The sequence below is a fragment of the Paenibacillus sp. DMB5 genome, assembly GCF_001517085.1.
GTDB lineage: Bacteria > Bacillota > Bacilli > Paenibacillales > Paenibacillaceae > Paenibacillus_AQ.
Genome location: NZ_LRAC01000138.1, coordinates 43,059 through 62,856 on the forward strand (window position 1 = coordinate 43,059; position 19,798 = coordinate 62,856).

A 19,798-nucleotide genomic window follows, 5' to 3' on the forward strand; every position below is an offset into this window, starting at 1 on the left:
TCTGCTCACGGACACGGTGGAAGCCGTGGAAGCGACAGGTCTGGACGGGACGCAGCGGAGCGGAAGGCGGACAGCATGAAGCGGGACACCTGCGCCTTCTTGCCCCGGTGCCTTGCGGGCGAGCTGATGAACAGCTCCTCCCGGGCTCTGGTGACGGCGACGTAAGCGAGCCGCCGCTCTTCTTCCAGCGCTGCAAAGCCGGAATCGCTGCCTGCCCTGAAGCTGCCGGCAGGCGGAAGCTGGGCCGCCTTGCGGTCCTTCAGCCGGTCGCCCTCCAGCGCCGAGCTGTGGGGCAGAATGCCCTCCGAGGCGCCGAGCAGGAAGACAACGGGGAACTCCAGTCCCTTGGACTTATGGATGGTCATGAGTGCAATCCGGTTACCCTGCTCCTTCAGTCCGCTCTGGCGGCTCAACTCATTGCGTTCGGTAATGCTGGCAATAAAGTCAAGGAAGACAGGAATGCTGTCGAACCTTTCCGCTGAGGTTTCCAGCTCGTCCAGCATTTCCTTCAGCGTCTCACGGTGCAGAGTAGCCTGATGCCGCTCATTAGCCTCTATGAAGTAGTCATAGAAGCTTGTCCGGATGCGGCGGATCGCCTGCAGCGGCGTCAATGCAGCCAGGCCGCGGATCAGCTCCAGCCGCTCGCGCAGCTTGGCGCCCTTGAAATCCTCCATTCCCGGCAGGGAGAGGAGATGGATCAGCGGGCCCTGCTTGGGCTGGACGGCTTCCATCCGGCGGATATGCTCCATGCCTGTTTCCCGGTTCATGTAGAGAGTCGGCAGGATGCTCTCCATCGCGGCGAAATTGCGCCGGTTCAGTGACAGCCGCAGATGGTCCAGCACCGGCAGGATCAGCCAGTGCTCGTAGAGCAGCTGTCCTTCACCGTAATCAATATACGGAATATCCCGCAGCAGCAGCAGCTCCAGCACGGCCCGGTTGCTGCTGGAGGCCCGGTACAGCAGGGCAAAATCGCGGTATTCCCGACCGCCGCCGCCGACCTCATTTACGATATGGTCGACAATCTGCTCGGCTTCCTCATCCGCCGTCTGCGGGCGCAGATAACGGGGCTGCGCACCGCCGGTTCTGGCCGCCTGCAGCGTTTTGGAACGGCGGCGCAGGTTATGGCGGATGATGCCGTTGCCAAGGCCGATAATGGCCGGACCGGAACGGTAGTTAATATCCAGGGTAATGACCTTTGCCCCGGGATACAGCTTTTCAAATTCAAGGATGAATTCGCTGCGCGCCCCGTTAAAGGAATAGATCGTCTGGTCATCATCGCCGACAACCATCAGGTTGTTCTGCGGGTAAGCGATCATTTTCACCAGTTCATACTGCAGCTCATTTGTATCCTGGAACTCATCGACCATGACATACTGGAACTTCTGCTGCAGCTCCTGCAGCAGATGGGGCTGCTCAAGCAGCATTTTATAGGCGATCAGCAGCACATCATCAAAGTCCATTTTGTTATGATCCTGTTTCCACTGCTCATAGAGGGTCAGAATCGCCTTCATTTCCTGCTCGGCGGTATTCGTCTCGGGAAGCGTATCCGCATCCCTCATGTTCATCTTGCAGGAAGACAGCAGGGCCAGCAGCGTCTCCGGCGGATAGGCATCCTTCGGCAGCCCCAGCTCCCGCATAATCTGCTTCAGCAGAATGTGCTGGCGGCGGGTCTCATGAAAGATGTCCTGCCGCAGCCCCTGACGCCGGAGAAAATACAGAAAGAAAGAGTGGAAGGTACGGGCCTGCAGGCGCGCGGCATCGCCCTCGGCGACTCCCGGCAGCACAGCGATCCGCTCGCGCATCTCCGCCGCCGCTTTGCTGGAGAAGGTAAGCAGCAGCATCCGGCTGGGGGAAATCCTCCGCACGGACAGCAGATACCCGGTCCTGCAGATCAGCACCGACGTTTTGCCGGAGCCTGCGCCCGCCAGTGTCAGCAGCGGTCCCTCGTGATGCCGTACCGCTGCAATCTGCGGCTGGTTAAGCAGAATCCCGCCCTCCTCAAGCCGGCGGAAATAAGCGGCATCGCCTTCCCCCGGCTTCACCGTGTCACGGCTGGTCCGGGCTGAGGCAATTGCCGCCTGGGGGATACGTTCACCGCTTGCACCAAGCGGTATATTATGAAATAAAAGCTTGTTCATCAGATTCACCTTCAATATAAGTCCATTAGCCAATCTACAATATAACACTGCACTCCCTATATAGAAAAGCGGTTCCCCTGTTTACTTTATTTTACCAAGCAGGGTATTCACTTTACGTTCATATTGGCGGGGCTTGTTCTCACGGATTTCCTCCAGCAGAAAAACAAGCGCCTGCTTCACGCGGGGAGACATGCCTTTGGCAATAGCGGTGTATTCCTTCCTGAACAGACTGTCATTCAGAATCCGCTCGTTGAGCACGATTGCCCAGCCCCTGGCAGGCTCCAGCATGTCCGGCAGCGACTCCAGCAGCTGGGTCAGGTACATTTCCATGTGGCAGCTTTCAACATAATGAACAAGGCTGAACATCATTTCCTCATGCTCGGTCTCATCGTCAAACACTTTGAAAATCTGCTGGATTACGGCATCGTCTGTATCGCCGGCCAGCCCTTCCAGTGCGAGGTCAAACAGCTCGCATTCCAGCTCTGTCCGCAGCAGCCGGTTGTTGTACAGCTGGGCAATTCCCGGATACAGGTTCATCACGGGCACCGCCTATTTCTTATCGAGAAGATGCCGGATTCCGGCAGCCACACCATGCTCTATGTTAGTGAGTGTCACATAATCCGCGGTTTCCTTGAGGAGCTCGGCGGCATTGCCCATGGCAATCTTGTAGCCGGCCCGTTCAAACATCGGCAAATCGTTATAGCTGTCGCCCATCACGGCTACCTGATCTTCAGGAATACCGTAGTGTGCAGCAAGCTTTATGACACCTGCCCCTTTATTGGCATCCTTGTGATTAATTTCGATATTGCTCTCATGAGAGGCTGTGATAATAAGACCGGGGATCTCAGCGAAGCGTGTGGAGGCTTCCTTGAGCACTTCACGGTTCAGCGAGAAAGCAAGCGCCTTGTAAATATGCTGATCTTCCTTGCTCCAGATTTCCTCCATGCTCTCCACATAAGTTACGGCAGCCTGGCGGAACTGCTTGGCGATCATTGCCTTCAGCAGCCAGCCGAAGCCCTCGGGGATCTCTTCGTCCTTGAGCTCTGCCAGCTTCTCCAGACGGACCCGCTTGTCCAGCTCCACATATACATTGTCCTCGGTATACACCTCGTAATACAGCTCAGGAACCTCATTCATCCAGCGCAGTACAGGGATGATATCTTCTTTATCCAGCGGCTGGCTCACTGCCTGGGAACCGTCCGGCAGGATCAGCAGGGCCCCGTTCATAGCGACAACAGGACAATTCAGATCGGCCAGGCGCAGCTGCCGCTCGGCATCCATATAAGAGCGTCCGGTGGCAATCGCCACAATATGGCCCAGACTCTGGGCATGGATAATCGCTTCGCGGTTCTCCGGACTGATATTTCCATTCTCGTTCAGCAGTGTTCCGTCCATATCAAGTGCAATCAGCATAATGTTGTTCTCCTTTTTCTGTAGGTTCTAATCCGCACCTCAGGGACTGTGAAAATCATTTCCTGTATTTTATCATTAATTCTCTGCAAATTAAAAATTCCTTTTCATGGGCTTGCCGGAATTTCCGGAATACAGCCCGCCCGTGTTACAATAAAAGACAGACTATTGATGACCGCCGGAAAATGGAGGATTAATAATGAAATCCAGGAATTTAGCCACAATATCGCTTGTTGTAATGGCATGCGGTTTTCTGATTACGCTGTTCTTGCCGGATACGATTCCTTTTGAGCTGCTCAGGGGCGGCTTTGAAGCCGGTCTTGTCGGCGGGATTGCCGACTGGTTTGCCGTGACGGCGCTGTTCCGGCATCCGCTGGGACTAAAAATTCCGCATACCTCACTACTGCTCAAAAACAGGAACAAAATCGTCCAGTCTCTAATCTCTGCGATGGAGAACGAGCTGCTGAATAAGGCGAGCATTGAAAACAAGCTGCGCGGCATCCGCATGGTTAAGCTTGCCGGCGGCCTGCTGACCAAATTTATGTCCAGAAAGAAAGTAAGGGCGGAAATTCTGGAGCAGCTGGGCACCTTTGTGCTGCGGCTGCCTGTAGAACAGGCGGTGCCCTATCTGCAGAAGACCGCTGCCGATTATATCCGTGAAGCAGAGCTGGGTGAGGCCGCAGACAAAATAGCCACAAGGCTGATGAATGACGGCAAGGACATAGCTGCTCTGGATTATGCGCTCGAAGGCGTGTCCGGCTGGACCGGACGTCCGGAGACGCGGGCCATGCTGGGCAAGCTGGCCGGTGAGAAGCTGGCCGAAGTGAAGCTCGGCGGACTGAAGGGAATGGCCTTCCAGGCCTTTGTCGGCTTTGTGGATGCTGATATGCTGGGGGAAATGCTGCAGGGCATGATCCAGTCGGGAATCCGCGACTTCCGAGAAGCGGATAATCCGTACCGCGAGCAGATCATACGGGAGATCCGCGTGGCTCTGTTCCAGCTTGTAAATGACGAAACGAAGATTGCTGCTCTGAAGGAATGGGCAGAGGGCAGCGTGCAGGGGGATGAGGCGGCGGTCTTTCTGCAGAAGCAGCTGGAGGTTGTCCGCAGCAAGGCGGTTGCCATGCTGGATGAGGACCGGGTAGGCGGCGGCCGGAAGCTGTTTAGCCTGTACGCCCTGCTGGTCCGCCGTTTAAGCAAGGAGACGGATCTTATCCAGAGCTGGGAGGAGCGTATCCGCGCTTCACTGATTGCCCTGGTAGAGGCCAATCACTACCGTATTGGTGTTCTGGTCAAAGAAAACCTGGATCAGATGGACGATGACAGTCTTGTAGCGATGCTGGAGGAGAAGGTCGGCAAGGATCTGCAGTGGATCCGGGTGAATGGCGCAGTATGCGGCTTCGTAGTAGGTCTGGTACTGACACTCATTCAGCTGATCTGAGCAGGATAACCGGTAAGCAAAGGGACAGCAGGTGCCTGACTGGCGGATGATCCGTCTCTCAGGCACTCTGCTGTCCCTTTTAACATAAATTCATATTCATTATTAGGGCAGGCTACAGCAGGTTTTTGCCGTTGCTGATCGTGAAGGCTTCCATGACTGGCAGCACGAAAATTTTGCCGTCACCGAAGGAGCCTTGTTCCCCTGTTCTGGCCGTTCTCATAATAATGCTGATGACATCGTCCTTCTCTTCATCTTTAATGACGATCATCAGCATTTTTTGGAAATTTGATTGTAATAGTTGGTTCCGACCTGAATTCCTTTTTGTTTGCCGCGGCCAAGCAGATCCATCTTACTAATGGAAGGGAAGCCGGCAAGCATCAGCTCAGCCATCACTTCATCTGCCTTCTCGGGTCTAATAATGGCCTTGATCATTAACATAAGGATGCACCCTTTCTACAGCGAATAGTTTGTTGTAGGGGGTTGCCAGCATCTTGGTGGCGGTACAAGTTAACAGAGTATGTTATTGGCAACGCTTACAATAACAGTATAATGGCAGCTGCAGGCAACATCCTGCGAGAAGGGTCACAAAAACCTTTATACACATTGTCGCAAATCAGAGGAGCGTGCATTCAGGCAGACTCCCCTGTCAGCCATGAAGAAGCGACTGATATAATGCCTCTAAACGGTACGCGGTATGACTCCATTCGAAAGTGCGCAGAGCATCGCTGCGGCCCTGCAGTCCGATCCTGGCTGCCAGCGCCGGATTACGGCCGAGCCGCAGCAGCAGTTTGGCAAAAGGCAGTGCTTCCCGGTATCTGCCGGCCAGATAGCCATTATGCCCTGAGCGGATAATCTCCCGGATTCCCCCGATATCGGAAGCGATGACCGGGAGGCCTGAAGCCATCGCCTCCACATTAACCAGTCCGAACGATTCATGTCTCTGAGAGGGGCAGACGAAGCAGTCGGCAGCCTGATACAGGCCGTGAATCTGTTCATGGGCAATCCTGCCGGGGAAGGATACGGATACGCCCAGTCTTCTGGCAAGAAGCTTCAGCTGGCGGATATACGCCGGCTTGCCCTGCCCGGCCACAACCAGATGGGCAGGCATGCGTTTGTTCACATGATACATTGCCCGGATGAGCACCGGCACTCCTTTGCGGGGGATGACTCTGCCTGCGAACAGCACGGTAAATACCTGTGGCAGCCGGTACTGCCGGCGCAGCCGCTGACGCTCCTGCGGCTCCGCCGGTGTGAACCGGGAGAGATCCGCTCCCAATGGAATAACACTCAGCTTCCTGTGTAACCCGGGAAAGCGCTTCGACAGCCTCTCCAGCAGGGAGCGGCTGTTCACCGCAATGCCGTCAGCGCGGGCAAGGCTGCGTGCTATTCTGCGCTCAGCCGGAACAAAGGTCAGGGAATGAAGATATAGCAGGACCGGGGTACCGGGGTGCCGCTCTTTTACAGCGGCCATAAGCAGGGGACGGTTATCGACCTGGATGATATCGAATGACTCCTCTTCCAGGAATTTGAGTACGGAAGCCTGATAGAGACGCGGAGTGCCGGAGGACAGGCGGATAATCCGCACCTCTTCCAGCTCTGCGGAGTCCGGAAGCTGGGCCGTTGTCCGGCTGACTACAGTTACACGGTGTCTCCCGGCCAGACGCCTGGCTATGGCCCAGATGCAGATTTCTACAGAGCCGTCCCCCGGCAGCGGGAACTGCTCCGGTGCAATGATACAGATATGCATAGATCAAGCCTCCTCCGGCCGGCTTTTATAAGAGCTCTCTACCACCATATGCACTCTGGCAGGCTGAAGACACCCTTATGGCCATTCAGGAGCTGATCAGCTTGAAAGTTGCTGCAATAACGGCGGCAACCTTTTGTTCCAGCTCAATGATCTTCTGTTTGCTTACAGCGATCTGCTTGTAGCCTGAAACAAGCGAGCTAAGGGACTGCCCGGCCAGGGCCGGATTCTGCTTGCGGATGGCTGTCTTGAAGCTGCTGAAGTCAGCGGTGATCCGCTTGTTAAGCGCAGCGGCGGCGCTTTTCTGGGATTTAATGGAGGCCTGGGGGCTTTCGATACCCGAAAGGGTGTTGCGGGCGGCGGTCATCTTACGGGTACGCGCCTCCTTGGCGGCCTTCAGCACCGCTTCCTTGTCCCTGATATCCTGGCGGGCAATCTGGACAGTGATTTTCATAGCATCAGCCTGAGCCTTGAGAACAGCGTTCAGTGTCTTGTCCTTCAGCCCTTTAACCAGTGTAATCCGGCTGTTCAGGGCGCTGTACTGGTCAAAAAGAGGCTTGTAACGCTCCTTGGCGCTGGTGACGGTTGCAGTAAGCTTGGTTACGGCAGCCTGGTCAATCGCCGTAATTTGCTTGCGGACCAAAATCAGGGCCTGGGCATTGGCTTCATGCAGGACGCGGATCTGTTCTTCCCTGCTGTCATATTGTGCCGTCAGGACGGTCAGCTCGCTGTACTGGCTCTTCAGCCGGCTCCGGTCCTGGACAGCGGCGGTTGCCGCAGTCAGATCAAAGGCCGCCTGAATGGACGGGGTTAGTACAACGGCCGCTGCGGCTGCCGTACCGGCTGACGAGAATAAGGGCATCAGCAGAATGACTACGGCGGTAAAGGCTTGGACAAGCTTGTTCACTTTATTCCTCCTCCTGATATCACTGTTAACCGGCATAACAAAAAGCACCCGCAGTAAAGGCAAATAAGCCTTTATTACGGGTGCTTCCGGCGTAACAGGTCAGTTTAATATATTATTAATCCAAACTTTAGTGGAATTACAGGGCACCGTCAATATTTTAAATTCGGTATTTATATCCTGTACCGGTGCTATACATTTCTTCCGTTGTTCACTTGTCGTATACTGTAGAAAGAGTTAACAGAGAGTCTGCATAGGAGCCGGCTCGTGATGAAGGAGGCCCTGAATAGATGGATTACTTGGCAGAGAATCACAGTATTCTGGATCAGGCATTCATGATGTCCCCGGTAGGAATGGCTGTGTGGGCCATAGAGGCGGAAAAATGGATCAAGGTCAATTCCGCATTATGCGATATTTTGGGCTGCAATGAAGCTGATTTTCTTCACAACAAAGTGTGCGGGAGCCTGATTGCACGCCGGCGGAGCAGGAGGGGCTGTCATTTAAAGAAACTGTAAATCCGCGCTCTCTCGCGCCGGGGGCCTCTTCTGTAAAGGAACTGAAATTCTACAGCCGTGCAGGCCGTCCCTTATGGCTGTCCCTTACCTTTGTACGTCCTGAAATCGGACAGGACTCCCCGCATATTATCGTATATGCAGCGGATATAACAGACCGGAAAATTGCGGACCAGCTCACCGTTGACAGCCGTGATTTATACGATTTATTTATAAAAGACGACCAAAGCATGATTTCCTTCTCCCAGCCTGATGGCGTCCTGAGCTTTATTTCCCCCTCTTCGCTGAAGCTTATCGGCTACAAGCCGGAGGAGATCATCGGCAGGAACCGTCTGGAATTCTACCATCCCGATGATAGCAGGAACATAAATTTGGCGGACGGGCTGCTGGAAAATGACACATATGTCCGCCGTCTGCGCCATAAGGACGGGCACTATATCTGGTTTGAAACGTCGTTTCATGCGGTCCGGAATGAAAAAAATGAAATTACCAGAATTATGGGCATCGGCCGGAACGTGACCAGCCGCAAACAGAATGAAGAGGCTCTGGCTGCCGCACAGAGAGTTGCCCGGATCGGCTCCTGGAGCTGGGATCTGGTGAAGGGAAAGCTGTCCTTCTCGGAAGAGCTGCAGCGGATGCTGCATATCAATGCAGGGAAGGATGGAATGGATCACCAGACGTTTCTCGAGCTGGTTCATCCTGATGATACCGGCTATCTCTATGATAATGTTGCCCAGGCGCTGGCCAAGGGAACATCCGGGGAGGCTGCTTACCGGCTGATTCTAAAGGATCATAGTGAGCTTACGGTCAATATTCAATGGGATGTCATCCTTAATCCGGCCGGTGAGCCGATTCAGCTGATCGGCATGATGCAGGATATCACCGAACGCCAGCAGATGGAGCAGCAGCTTAGAGAGAGTGAGCGTAATTTCCGTCTGATGTCGGAGAATTCTCTGGATCTGATCTCGCGGCATGCGATCAAGGACGGCATCTTCCTGTACTGCTCTCCCGCCAGCCGCTCGCTGCTCGGCTATGAACCGGAGGAGATGATCGGCACCAGCGCCTACGACTACCTGCATCCCGATGATCTGGCGATGATGCAGCAAAAGATGGCAGAAAGCGTAAAGACTAAATTCATTCCGCCGATTTCCTTCCGGTACCGCCACAAAAACGGCAGCTATGTCTGGTTTGAGACGAACAGCCGCTATATTTTTGATGAGCAGGGGCAGATCGCAGAGATCATTGCCGTAGGACGAGATATCACCGAGCGCAAGCAGTTTGAGTCCAAGCTTCAGGAGAACGAACAGCGCTACAAATCGCTGTTTGAATATAATCCTTCAGCGGTATACTCCATGAATCTTCAGGGCGAATATTTAACTGCAAATGCTATTCTTGAGGAGTTGTCCGGGTACTCCATGGAGGAGCTGATCGGCAATTATTACGGGCCGCTTGTGCATGAAAAGGATGTCCAAAAGACGAAGTACCATTTTGAGATGGCCGTCCGGGGTGTGCCGCAAAGCTATGATCTGACGCTGATTCATAAATCAGGGCATCTGGTGGAGATCAATACAACCAACATTCCTATTATTGTTGACGACAAAGTAGTCGGGGTCTTCGGCATTTCCCGCGATATTACAGAACGTACCCGTTATACCGAGCAGATTGAGAAGCTTAGCAATGACTATACGCTGATTCTCAATGCGGTGTCCGAGGGCATTTTTGGGCTGGATACGGAAGGCAGAGTGACCTTTATCAATCCCGCCGGAGCGCATATGCTGGGCTTTGCCCATGGTGAAATTATGGGTCAGCCTTACCTCAGATATATTCAGCAGACGGCGCTGGACGGCAGCTACACGCGGCCTGAAGAATCTCCGCTGATGCAGGCTGTGCGGGCGGGAGAGTCGCTTCAGAGCAATGATGCGGTATTATGGCGGAAGGACGGGTCAAGCTTTTTGGCCGAGTATCAGGTAACCCCTTTGTTTGATAAAGGCGAGCGTATCGGAGCGGTTGTCGTCTTCCGTGATATTACCGATGAGCAGGAGATCATCCGCGCTAAGGAGTCGGCCGAAAAGGCTGATCAGGCCAAATCGGAATTCCTCGCCATCATGAGCCATGAGCTGAGAACCCCGATGAACGGAATTATGGGCATGACCGACCTGCTTGCGGAAACAGAGCTGAATGAGGAGCAGCGCGGGTACGCTACGATTATCAGTGAGAGCAGTGCTTCACTCCTGTATATTCTGAATGAAATCCTGGATTTCAGCAAAATTGAAGCCGGGAAAATGACGCTTGTCCAGGAGCCGGTGAATCTGGAGTGGGTGATGGAAAGTGTAACGGAGCTCTTCCTGCCAAAGGCCCGGGAGAAAAATATTGAGCTGACCTGCCGGATCGCCCCGGACGTGCCTAAGCTGATTACCGGAGATGCAGACCGGCTGCGCCAGGTGTTGGTGAATCTGGTCAGCAATGCGGTCAAATTTACCGAGCAGGGATCTGTCGCTATTACCGTGGATACGGAATTCTGTCCCAGCCGGCACAGGATGACCCTGAAATTCAGCGTGCAGGACACTGGAATCGGTATTCCTCCGGAGAAGCAGTCCCTGTTATTCCAGTCCTTCTCCCAGCTGCATCCGGCCATAAACCGCAAATATGGCGGAACCGGGCTGGGCTTGTCGATCTGCAAGCGGCTTGTGGAGCTTATGGGAGGAGCTATTGCAGTGGACAGCAGGGAAGGGGAAGGCTCCAATTTTTATTTTACCCTGCCTATGCATGTTGATGCTGAGACGTATAAGGACTCCGGAGAGGCGGATAATGCAGAGCCCAAGGATCATGATTCGCTAAAAGCCGGAACTGCCGGCAGCGCCACATATGCATTGCCGGGGCCGGGGGAGACAAGCCTGGCCTCCGGGGACCAGGCGGAGGTGGAGCCCAAATACGGACCGCTGCGGATTCTGGTGGCCGAGGATCATCCGGTCAACCAGAGGCTCCTGCTGACCATGCTCAAGAAACGCGGATATGCTGCCGATCTGGTGGCCGACGGCCGGCAGGCGCTGCATAACGTGATGCAGAAGCCGTACGATCTTGTGTTTATGGATGTGCAGATGCCTGTGATGAGCGGGCTTACCGCCGCAGCCCGGATCCGGGAGCAGCTTGCTCCGGACAGCCGTCCTTATCTGGTAGCTGTAACAGCTTTTACCAGACCGGAGGACCGGGAGCGTTGCCTGGCTGTGGGCATGGAAGATTTCATCGGCAAGCCATTTCAGGCCTCGGATATTGAACGTGTGCTGCAGGCAAGGCAGGAGCGGATCGCATTATGAGCAGGACACCACAGAGCCGGATCCTTGCAGCAGAACCATATACACAGTGGGAGCCGGGCGTTCATTCGCCCGGCTCTGCGTGCGGGCCGGCCACTCTGGCGGCTATGATGGAGTACTGGCATACGCGGCAGGGAGCGGACTTTATTCCCGGCAGCAAGCATTTTGGGACCAAAGCGGCACATATAAATTACATATACAGCCGGCACAGCGGGAGGGCCTGGGGGATGAGCGTGCGCAGCTTCGTCCGGGCTGCTAACGGGTATATCCGTTCTGCTTCCGGGAAGGATGGGAATACAGGCCGGCAGCATCACGTAGCGGTATTCAATGATATGGACCGTTATAAAGCGGAGATAGATGCCGGCCGTCCCGTTGCGCTCAAATTCGATAAATGGTTCAGCTTCCGCTGGCAGGGGAAATACGCCTATGACTATCACTGGGTGCTGGGAACTGGTTATGAGGAGCCTGCCGGCGGCTCAGGCCCTGTGCTGCTGGTGCAAGACAACGGCCTGAAGCTTAAGGACGGCGGCTACCGGCAGGGGCAGGAGCGGCGTATCCCCTATAATCCCAACCGGGCGGTTATTACAATGGTGAGTTTGAATATTACCGGTTTTTAACCCTGCTGCTAATACAGCCGATATACGAAATAGAAATCCTTCTAAAAAATCCTGTACAAACGTTTGCGCAATTGGGATAATGACTCTATAATTCCAGTTATTAAAGGGTAAAGGAGACAGGTTGCCTTGTCCGTACAAAAAGAAATGAAAGAACCGATTCATTATGGTGATCCGGCGGCCACCGGCGGAATATCCGTGTTTGACCAGGAGTTTGATAATCTCTTCAGCTATGACGGCAATGATCTAGGCCTGAGCTATACACCGCATCATTCATCCTTCTGCTTATGGGCACCTACTGCCTTTGAAGCGGAGGTTGTGCTCTACTCTGCCTGGCAGGATGCCGAAGGTGAGCATTTGCCGATGACCCGCGAAGTGCGCGGTACCTGGAGGCTGAATGTGCCCGGTGATCTGGAGGGCAAGTTTTATACTTACCGGGTGCGTGTCGGGGAGCAGTGGAACGAAGCGGCAGACCCCTATGCCCGGGCTGTAGGGGTTAACGGTGACCGGAGTGCCATTCTGGATATGTCAAAGACCAATCCTGCACGCTGGACGGAAGACAAGCCGCCGCTTGCCGATCCGGTCGATGCCGTTATTTATGAGCTGCATCTGCGTGACTTGTCGGTACATCCGGCAAGCGGTATTGCCCACAAAAGCCAATATCTCGGCCTGGCGGAGGAGGGTACCCGCGGTCCCGGCGGAATTGCCACCGGACTGGATCATATCGCCGGTCTCGGGGTAACGCATGTGCAGCTGCTGCCGATTTATGATTATGCGACAGAGAGCGTTGATGAAACCCAGCTGGATCAGCCCCACTATAACTGGGGATACGATCCCAAAAATTATAATGCGCCTGAGGGCTCCTATGCCACTAATCCTTATGCGCCGGCTGTGCGTATCCGTGAACTGAAGACGATGATACAGGCGCTGCATGACCGCGGGCTGCGTGTCATAATGGATGTCGTCTACAACCATGTATACGACGGCTTCCGTGTGAACTTCACGAAGCTGGTTCCCGGTTACTATCTGCGCTACAAGCCGGACGGCAGCCTGTCCAATGGCTCGGGCTGCGGAAATGATGTTGCCACCGAACGGCTGATGGTTTCGCGCTTTATCGTGGAATCCGTCTTGTATTGGGCGAAAGAATATCATATCGACGGCTTCCGCTTCGATCTGATGGGGCTGATGGATGTAGGGACGATGCAGGAAATCCGCCGCCGGCTGGACGACATGGACCCTTCGATTATGACGATCGGCGAGGGCTGGATCATGGACACCGAGCTGGCACCCGAGAAGCTGGCCAGCCAGAGCAACGCGGATGTGCTGCCAGGTATCGGCCATTTCAATGACGGCTTCCGTGATGCGGTGAAGGGAAATATTTTCCGCTATGAGGAGCGGGGATTTGTCAGCGGCAAAGGCGGCCTGGAGCAGGCCGTCAAGACCGGCATTACCGGAGGCGTAGTCCATGGACAGGAAGCGGGGCAGTTTGCCGATGAGCCGCAGCAGTGTGTGAACTTTGTGGAGTGTCATGATAACCACACGCTCTGGGACAAAATTGTTTTGTCCACCAAGGGGGAGAGCGATGCCGACAGGACAGCAATGCACCGTCTTGCATCAGCAATGGTGCTGACCAGTCAAGGGATCCCGTTCTTGCACGCCGGTCAGGAATTTATGCGCACCAAGGACGGAGTCGAGAACAGCTATAAGTCGCCGGCTGAGGTCAACTGGATGGATTGGGAGCGCTGCGCTGCGCATACCGCTGATGTTGATTACATGAAGCGGCTGATAGCGCTGCGCAAGGCGCACCCGGCCTTCCGTCTGCGCACCGCAGAGGAAATCCGGGCGTCACTGATGTTTGAGCAGGCGCCGGCCGGTACAGTGGCCTATACACTGCGCGGGCATGCCGGCGGAGATGCTGCAGAGCATCTGTATGTGCTCTATAATGCCAATCCGGACGGCGCTTCCCTGAAGCTGCCAGCCCTTGGCGAATGGGGCATTCTGTTCGGCGAAGAGCTGGCCCCGGGGCTTGCCGGCGGGAAGCTCACAGTCAAGGGAACAGGTATGGTTGTACTCGCTGTACAGCCGTAGCTGTACATTCTACAAGCTCTGATAAATAAACAACGGATGCTGCTCCTGAATAAGGAAGGGCATCCGTTTTTTTGCCTTCACAAGCCTATTTTATGGAAAAAGTACTTCACCTGTCGTAGTAACTGTGCTACAATTCAATTACTACGACAGATGAAGTAAAAGCAAACCGCTAAGGAGGACAAATCTTGATCAGCAGTGATGTTATCCGGGGATACAATGATACGCTTATTCTCTACATGCTGCTTGATGGCGAATCTTACGGATATGAAATATCCAAGAACATCAGGAAGCTGTCAGACGAGAAGTATGTGATGAAGGAGACCACCCTTTACTCCGCATTCACCCGTCTTGAGAAGAATGGCTATATCGATTCTTTTTTTCAGGATGAGACGTTTGGTAAGAGACGCACTTATTACCGCATCACCCCGCTGGGGCTGGCCTATTACCGGGAGAAATGCGCAGAGTGGAAGGTTACGCAAGAGGTCGTCAACAAATTTATAAAGGAGCTGTAGTGACATGGATACAATAGCCGCATATTTGAATAATATGTTCGCATCCCTGCCCAGGACAGAGCAGACGTTCAATCTGAAGCAGGATCTGCTTGCGAATATGGAGGAGAAATATCATGAGCTCAAACAAGAAGGGAAGTCGGAAAATGAAGCGGTCGGCATCGTTATTTCTGAGTTCGGGAACATTGATGAGCTGATTGATGAGCTTGAACTGGCCAAGGGCGGAGAGGATACGCTGCTTCCGCTGCTTGCGCCCGAGGATACCTGGAGCTACACGGTGGCGAAGAAGAAGGCCGGGTTCATGGTGGGAGTCGGAGTCATGCTGTGCATGATCGGCCCCGCGCTGCTGATGGTTCTTGTTACCCTTGCGGAATTCGGATTTCTGCGCGGTGTGCTCTCGGAGGATGCCGCCGGAATGATTGGTGTAAGTATACTGCTGGTACTGATAGCTTTTGCGGTCGGCCTGTTCATTTACAGCAGCTCTATGATGGACAAATATAAATATCTGCAAAAAGGCTTTAATCTGCCCTACTTTTTGCGCACAGAGCTTGAGCAGCGCAGCCGTGCATTTACTCCCACGTATACCTTGTCGCTGACACTCGGCATTTGTCTTTGTGTAGTATCACCGGTTCTGGTTATTGCCTGGGCTGCCGTCAGTGAGGACACCACGGCTTATGGTGCGGCTATCATGCTCCTGCTCATCGCACTGGCAGTCTTTCTGTTCATCTATTATGGAACGATCAAGGAGAGCTTCAGCTTCCTGCTCAAGGAAGGAGAATATATCGAGCTCACTCCTGATAAAACAGAAGAGAAGCGCATCATGGGCTCAATCGCTTCTATTGTCTGGCCGCTGGCTACCTGCATTTTTCTGATTAGCGGCTTTGTTTTCCAGCGCTGGGACATCAACTGGATCGTGTTTCCGGTAACTGGCATTCTGCTCGGCATATTCGGCTCGGTATATAATCTGGTAAAAGCCCGTTAAGGCGGTCATAAACCTGCTTTACCCATCCCCGTAATTTTAATTAAAAAAGTGACATTGCTCATTTAGGCGGCAAAGAATCGATGATAATATATAGGCACTACTTTGCTGCTTTACAGTATCAAATGATCAGCCGGTGACAAAGAGTAACCATCTTTTTGGCGCCGAATGGGCAACAATGCCGCTTCTATGATGTTAACGGCGGCCAATCAGAGAAACTCGGAGGATGACTAGGAATGGGTAAAGCAACCGGATTTATGGAATATCAGCGGCAGACGGCCGCAGAGTGCGAGCCGCTGCAGCGTATTAAGAACTGGGATGAATTTCTGCTGCCGATGGATGAAGATAAACTGAAGGAGCAGGGCTCCCGCTGCATGGATTGCGGAACACCGTTCTGTCATGTGGGGCGCCTGCTCTCCGGGATGGCCTCAGGCTGTCCGCTGCATAATCTGATTCCCGAATGGAATGACCTCGTATACCGCGGCAACTGGCAGGTTGCCCTCAAGCGGCTGCATAAGACGAATAACTTTCCGGAATTTACGGGACGTGTCTGTCCTTCCCCGTGCGAAGGCGCCTGCACTGTTGGAATGAACGGCAGCCCGGTCACGATCAAGACGATTGAACGCTCCATCGTTGACCGCGGCTTTGCCGAAGGCTGGATCGTTCCTGAGCCGCCGCTGGTGCGTACAGGCAAGAGAGTGGCCGTTGTCGGCTCCGGTCCCGCCGGACTCGCCTGCGCCGCCCAGCTCAACAAAGCCGGACACACGGTAACCGTCTATGAGCGGGCTGACCGGATCGGCGGACTGCTGACCTACGGGATTCCGAATATGAAGCTGGATAAGAAGACCGTTCAGCGCCGGGTCGATCTGCTTGCCGCTGAAGGCATCACCTTCGTAACCCGGACAGAGATCGGCAGGGATATTGCTGCCGCACAGCTGCAGGAAGAGAATGATGCTGTTGTCCTCTGCGGAGGCTCGACCCAGGCGCGTGACCTGCCGATCGAGGGCCGCGAACTGCGCGGAATCCACCAGGCGATGGAGTTCCTGACTCTGAACACGAAGAGCCTGCTCGATTCCGGTCTGGCTGACGGCGAATACCTGTCTGCGGCAGGCAAGGATGTTGTTGTCATCGGCGGCGGTGACACCGGTACTGACTGTGTCGCGACTTCCATCCGCCACGGCTGCCGCAGCGTAATCCAGCTGGAGATTATGCCGCAGTCCCCGCTGACCCGCCAGCCGGGCAACCCTTGGCCGGAATGGCCCAAGGTGCTGAAGGTAGACTACGGCCAGCATGAGGCAGCAGCTCTGTATAAGGAAGACCCCCGCCGCTATCTCGTATCCTCGAAGCGTTTTGTCGGCGATGACGGCGGACATGTGCAGGAGCTGCATACGGTGCGCATTGAGTGGGTCCGTAACGAGCAGGGCCGGATGGTGGCGCAGGAGGTTCCGGGCAGCGGGGAAGTGCTCAAGACGCAGCTTGTACTGCTGGCACTGGGCTTCACCGGACCGGAAGACACACTGCTGAATCAGCTTGGAGTTGAGCGTGATGAGCGCTCCAATGCCAAGGCTGAATTCGGAGTGCAGGCAACCAACATCGACGGGGTGTTTACAGCCGGAGACATGCGCCGCGGTCAGAGCCTTGTAGTCTGGGCGATTCAGGAGGGGCGTCAGACCGCCCGAGAGGTAGACCGTTATCTGATGGGCTCCTCCAACCTGCCTAATTGAACGGATATCAGATAAGCTGCAGGACGCCGGACGGCGTCCTGTTTTGCATGCTCCTGCAGGGAGAGATAAGATAACCATGAGAAAGAATTGTTAGGAAGGGAAGTCTGTACAATGAAATTGATGTTTATCTCCGATATCCACGGCTCGCTGTATTGGCTGGAGAAGGCTCTGGCCAAGACCGGAGAGGAGCAGCCGCATACGCTTGTTATCCTTGGTGATTTCTTGTATCATGGCCCGCGCAATCCGCTGCCGGAGGGATATGATCCTCAGGGAGTGGCCGCCCGGCTCAATGCCTACGGCAAATCACTGGTTGCTGTACGCGGCAATTGTGATGCCGAGGTTGACCAGATGCTGCTGCAGTTCCCGATGATGGGCGATTATGTGCTGATCCTGCACGAAGGGCGGAAGATTTATGTGACCCACGGACATGGCTTCAGCATCGAACAGCTGCCGCCGCTCGCGCCGGGTGATATTTTTATCCAGGGGCACACGCATCTGCCGGTAGCAGATGTAAAGGAAGGGGTTTACGTGCTGAATCCGGGATCCATTGCTCTTCCCAAAGAGAATAACCCGCATTCTTACGGCATTCTGGCTGACGGGGTATTTACGATTAAGGATTTTGACGGAAAGGCATTAAAGCAAATTCAACTGTAAATTAAGTGTCCCCTGCAGGGCTTGGTGAGAAAACTGAACTTGCATGCCGACACAAAGAAGGGGCCGCGCAATAGCGCGGCCCCTCGTTATGTCCATTTCAGGTCATTCATAGCCATACAGCTGATGGCCGGATGAAGTATGGAATGGATTGCAATAAGTATATTTATCCTCCCCAGCCATGCGTAAGCGGCTGATATATTGCTTCAACAACATTGCTGGTGGAGACCAATACAATTGCCAAGCTAATTAGTGACATCAATAAGGCCATCTTTTTTTTCATTGATTCTGTACACCTCGCTCATTGAATTTGAATACCTCTGAATGTACTCCGGTAAGGCGGACGGCCGGTATTTTTCGAAAATTCCGACACATCTGACGATGTTGGAGTCACTTTTTATAATAACAGATGATTCCAAACCTTCTAGAAGGTAATGAAAGCCAGCAGAAAAATTATTGTGTCTTAAATAATACAATGCCAGCTCCGTCATAAACCGTGTATGCCTGTCACCGGTTAATTGCTGCGTGAACTTTCCCAGGCGGCTTTGCTGTTCTCTGTAGGTCCTGTGATTTTTGAACCGCTCCAGAATCTCATCAATGTCGAATTGGTAACGGTTGGCAGCCTGAATGATTTTGTACAAGGCCGAAGGGATTTCGTTCTCCTTATTCTCGATATAGCTGATGTACTCAGGCAGCACCTCTACTTCTCCGGACATCAGGCGGTATAAATAGGTGTTGGCATGGGCCCACTCATGGAACTGATCGACGACCCGCTGCTCTTCCTGGCTTAAGGGTGGCTTCATCCAGCTAACATCGCTATATAATGAGGTGTAATATAAAGCTTTTTGATAATCACCGCGCTCATCGCAGACCCCGGCTTTGGATAAATAAGCATATAGTATATAGTAAATCAACGGCCGGCCTGGCTGCTTCTGCCTGGATTCCTGCTTGAGGTGCTTGTATTGCAGACTGGCCTTTTGTCCGAGGAGTTCGGCGAGCTCATCGACCTTTTCCCAGCGGTGCATAGAGGCATAGACATCTGCCAGATGCTTAAGCGCATCAAGCTGGTCGGCTTCGTCCAGGCGCTCTACGTAGGGCTCGAACTGATTGGCGGCATGGAGATTGGCTTCCTGGTTATCACCCAGTCCGATGGTAAACAGTCTGTACCGGCAAAGCGCCAGACGCTCAGAATGCTGGAACCGTTCACCTTCGGCGACGCTTTCATACATTAGAGCGGCGGCCGCCAAACGTCCCTGGGCGTACAGTTCTTCTGCTGTATCAAACAGCATCGGTGCATAGATCAGCTTGTCCATAATATGCTGGACTATGCGGTGGATCGCCTCCAGCTTATTCAGATCCGCACAGCGCTGAAGCAGTGGCCCGATCCGCCGCCAGTCCGGGGCACCGTTTATAATATAGTTATCAACGTACATTTCATAGAAATATCCTTCAGGCAGATTCATGGCCAGAGTAATCCGGTCCAGCTGCTGCATGGCAATTGGGCGGTGACCCTGAATGACGTTACTGAGTGTGCCGGAGTTCATCCCGGAACGCGCAGCAAATTTAGATATGGTTAGAGCTTCACGCTTCATATAATCTTCAAGCTCTGTTAGGATCGTGGATGCAGCTTCCAAATGATAACCACCTTTCACGCTGTGGAACCGGTAATAAATATACATCTTCCAGTATTATACATAATTTAACGCTGGTCAATATTAGAGTTACGGCGTATATGTGAAAACATGCAGATTTCTGCCAATTGAGCGTACTCCT

General features: G+C 53.8%; 17 protein-coding genes. 9 read left to right on the plus strand and 8 right to left on the minus strand.

Annotated elements, in window-relative coordinates:
* Positions 1-5: 5 nt before the first annotated feature.
* The 3 genes from AWJ19_RS22000 to AWJ19_RS22010 form a co-directional block, all read right to left on the minus strand.
* The gene (locus tag AWJ19_RS22000) at positions 6-2,138 is read right to left on the minus strand and encodes an ATP-dependent helicase (protein WP_241781842.1); all 2,133 of its coding nucleotides are present in this window, start codon (positions 2,136-2,138) and stop codon (positions 6-8) included.
* Between the two features lie 81 nt (positions 2,139-2,219).
* The gene (locus AWJ19_RS22005) at positions 2,220-2,675 is read right to left on the minus strand and encodes an Imm30 family immunity protein (protein ID WP_068727065.1); all 456 of its coding nucleotides are present in this window, start codon (positions 2,673-2,675) and stop codon (positions 2,220-2,222) included.
* A 12-nt stretch (positions 2,676-2,687) separates the two neighbouring features.
* On the minus strand, positions 2,688-3,551 hold the full coding sequence (locus AWJ19_RS22010) for a Cof-type HAD-IIB family hydrolase (protein WP_068727067.1): 864 nt from the start codon (positions 3,549-3,551) through the stop codon (positions 2,688-2,690).
* A 196-nt stretch (positions 3,552-3,747) separates the two neighbouring features.
* Here AWJ19_RS22010 and AWJ19_RS22015 point away from each other — a divergent pair, with 196 nt between their 5' ends.
* Positions 3,748-4,989: a DUF445 domain-containing protein gene (locus AWJ19_RS22015; protein ID WP_068727069.1), complete on the plus strand. Its 1,242-nt coding sequence runs from the start codon at positions 3,748-3,750 to the stop codon at positions 4,987-4,989.
* Between the two features lie 112 nt (positions 4,990-5,101).
* Here the strand turns inward: AWJ19_RS22015 and AWJ19_RS35945 are convergent, their stop codons facing one another.
* From AWJ19_RS35945 to AWJ19_RS22030, 4 genes are all read right to left on the minus strand, one after another.
* Positions 5,102-5,257, minus strand: coding sequence for a P-II family nitrogen regulator (locus AWJ19_RS35945; RefSeq protein ID WP_198536616.1), 156 nt, complete (start codon positions 5,255-5,257; stop codon positions 5,102-5,104).
* Entirely contained in the window at positions 5,257-5,427 is a 171-nt protein-coding gene (locus AWJ19_RS35950) for a P-II family nitrogen regulator (protein ID WP_198536617.1), read from the minus strand. Before AWJ19_RS35950 ends, AWJ19_RS35945 begins: the two co-directional genes overlap by 1 nt.
* Before the next feature lie 208 nt (positions 5,428-5,635).
* Complete coding sequence (locus AWJ19_RS22025) at positions 5,636-6,736, minus strand: glycosyltransferase family 4 protein (protein WP_068727071.1); 1,101 nt, start codon at positions 6,734-6,736, stop codon at positions 5,636-5,638.
* 85 nt (positions 6,737-6,821) lie between these two features.
* Positions 6,822-7,640, minus strand: a complete 819-nt coding sequence (locus AWJ19_RS22030; RefSeq protein WP_068727072.1) for a hypothetical protein — start codon at positions 7,638-7,640, stop codon at positions 6,822-6,824.
* 287 nt (positions 7,641-7,927) lie between these two features.
* Here AWJ19_RS22030 and AWJ19_RS34870 point away from each other — a divergent pair, with 287 nt between their 5' ends.
* From AWJ19_RS34870 to yfcE, 8 genes are all read left to right on the plus strand, one after another.
* Positions 7,928-8,152 (plus strand): hypothetical protein, encoded by a 225-nt coding sequence (locus AWJ19_RS34870; RefSeq protein ID WP_128083665.1) that lies wholly within the window; start codon positions 7,928-7,930, stop codon positions 8,150-8,152.
* Entirely contained in the window at positions 8,092-11,463 is a 3,372-nt protein-coding gene (locus tag AWJ19_RS22035; protein ID WP_068727074.1) for a PAS domain S-box protein, read from the plus strand. Before AWJ19_RS34870 ends, AWJ19_RS22035 begins: the two co-directional genes overlap by 61 nt.
* Positions 11,460-12,077: a C39 family peptidase gene (locus tag AWJ19_RS22040; protein WP_068727076.1), complete on the plus strand. Its 618-nt coding sequence runs from the start codon at positions 11,460-11,462 to the stop codon at positions 12,075-12,077. Before AWJ19_RS22035 ends, AWJ19_RS22040 begins: the two co-directional genes overlap by 4 nt.
* A 126-nt stretch (positions 12,078-12,203) precedes the next feature.
* On the plus strand, positions 12,204-14,162 hold the full coding sequence (gene pulA, locus AWJ19_RS22045) for a type I pullulanase (RefSeq protein ID WP_068727077.1): 1,959 nt from the start codon (positions 12,204-12,206) through the stop codon (positions 14,160-14,162).
* Between the two features lie 185 nt (positions 14,163-14,347).
* Positions 14,348-14,674, plus strand: a complete 327-nt coding sequence (locus AWJ19_RS22050) for a PadR family transcriptional regulator (RefSeq protein WP_068727078.1) — start codon at positions 14,348-14,350, stop codon at positions 14,672-14,674.
* 4 nt (positions 14,675-14,678) lie between these two features.
* Positions 14,679-15,653, plus strand: a complete 975-nt coding sequence (locus AWJ19_RS22055; RefSeq protein ID WP_068727080.1) for a permease prefix domain 1-containing protein — start codon at positions 14,679-14,681, stop codon at positions 15,651-15,653.
* Between the two features lie 233 nt (positions 15,654-15,886).
* The gene (locus tag AWJ19_RS22060) at positions 15,887-17,374 is read left to right on the plus strand and encodes a glutamate synthase subunit beta (protein ID WP_068727082.1); all 1,488 of its coding nucleotides are present in this window, start codon (positions 15,887-15,889) and stop codon (positions 17,372-17,374) included.
* Between the two features lie 111 nt (positions 17,375-17,485).
* Positions 17,486-18,028, plus strand: coding sequence for a phosphodiesterase (yfcE, locus tag AWJ19_RS22065; protein ID WP_068727083.1), 543 nt, complete (start codon positions 17,486-17,488; stop codon positions 18,026-18,028).
* Positions 18,029-18,270: 242 nt separating this feature from the next.
* On the opposite strand, the gene AWJ19_RS22070 is transcribed toward yfcE, so the two are convergent.
* A complete protein-coding gene (locus tag AWJ19_RS22070) occupies positions 18,271-19,659 on the minus strand; it encodes a helix-turn-helix transcriptional regulator (protein ID WP_068727086.1) in 1,389 nt (462 codons plus the stop codon).
* Positions 19,660-19,798 lie beyond the last annotated feature (139 nt).

Bases quoted from the DNA above. Each gene is read 5' to 3' on its own strand.
- AWJ19_RS22015 (WP_068727069.1), top strand. From the start codon at position 3,748: ATGAAATCCAGGAATTTAGCCACAATATCGCTTGTTGTAATGGCATGC.
- yfcE (WP_068727083.1), top strand. From the start codon at position 17,486: ATGAAATTGATGTTTATCTCCGATATCCACGGCTCGCTGTATTGGCTG.
- AWJ19_RS22000 (WP_241781842.1), bottom strand. From the start codon at position 2,138: ATGAACAAGCTTTTATTTCATAATATACCGCTTGGTGCAAGCGGTGAA.
- AWJ19_RS22010 (WP_068727067.1), bottom strand. From the start codon at position 3,551: ATGCTGATTGCACTTGATATGGACGGAACACTGCTGAACGAGAATGGA.
- AWJ19_RS22060 (WP_068727082.1), top strand. From the start codon at position 15,887: ATGGGTAAAGCAACCGGATTTATGGAATATCAGCGGCAGACGGCCGCA.
- AWJ19_RS22025 (WP_068727071.1), bottom strand. From the start codon at position 6,736: ATGCATATCTGTATCATTGCACCGGAGCAGTTCCCGCTGCCGGGGGAC.
- AWJ19_RS22040 (WP_068727076.1), top strand. From the start codon at position 11,460: ATGAGCAGGACACCACAGAGCCGGATCCTTGCAGCAGAACCATATACA.
- AWJ19_RS22055 (WP_068727080.1), top strand. From the start codon at position 14,679: ATGGATACAATAGCCGCATATTTGAATAATATGTTCGCATCCCTGCCC.
- AWJ19_RS35950 (WP_198536617.1), bottom strand. From the start codon at position 5,427: ATGTTAATGATCAAGGCCATTATTAGACCCGAGAAGGCAGATGAAGTG.
- AWJ19_RS35945 (WP_198536616.1), bottom strand. From the start codon at position 5,257: ATGATCGTCATTAAAGATGAAGAGAAGGACGATGTCATCAGCATTATT.
- AWJ19_RS34870 (WP_128083665.1), top strand. From the start codon at position 7,928: ATGGATTACTTGGCAGAGAATCACAGTATTCTGGATCAGGCATTCATG.
- AWJ19_RS22005 (WP_068727065.1), bottom strand. From the start codon at position 2,675: ATGAACCTGTATCCGGGAATTGCCCAGCTGTACAACAACCGGCTGCTG.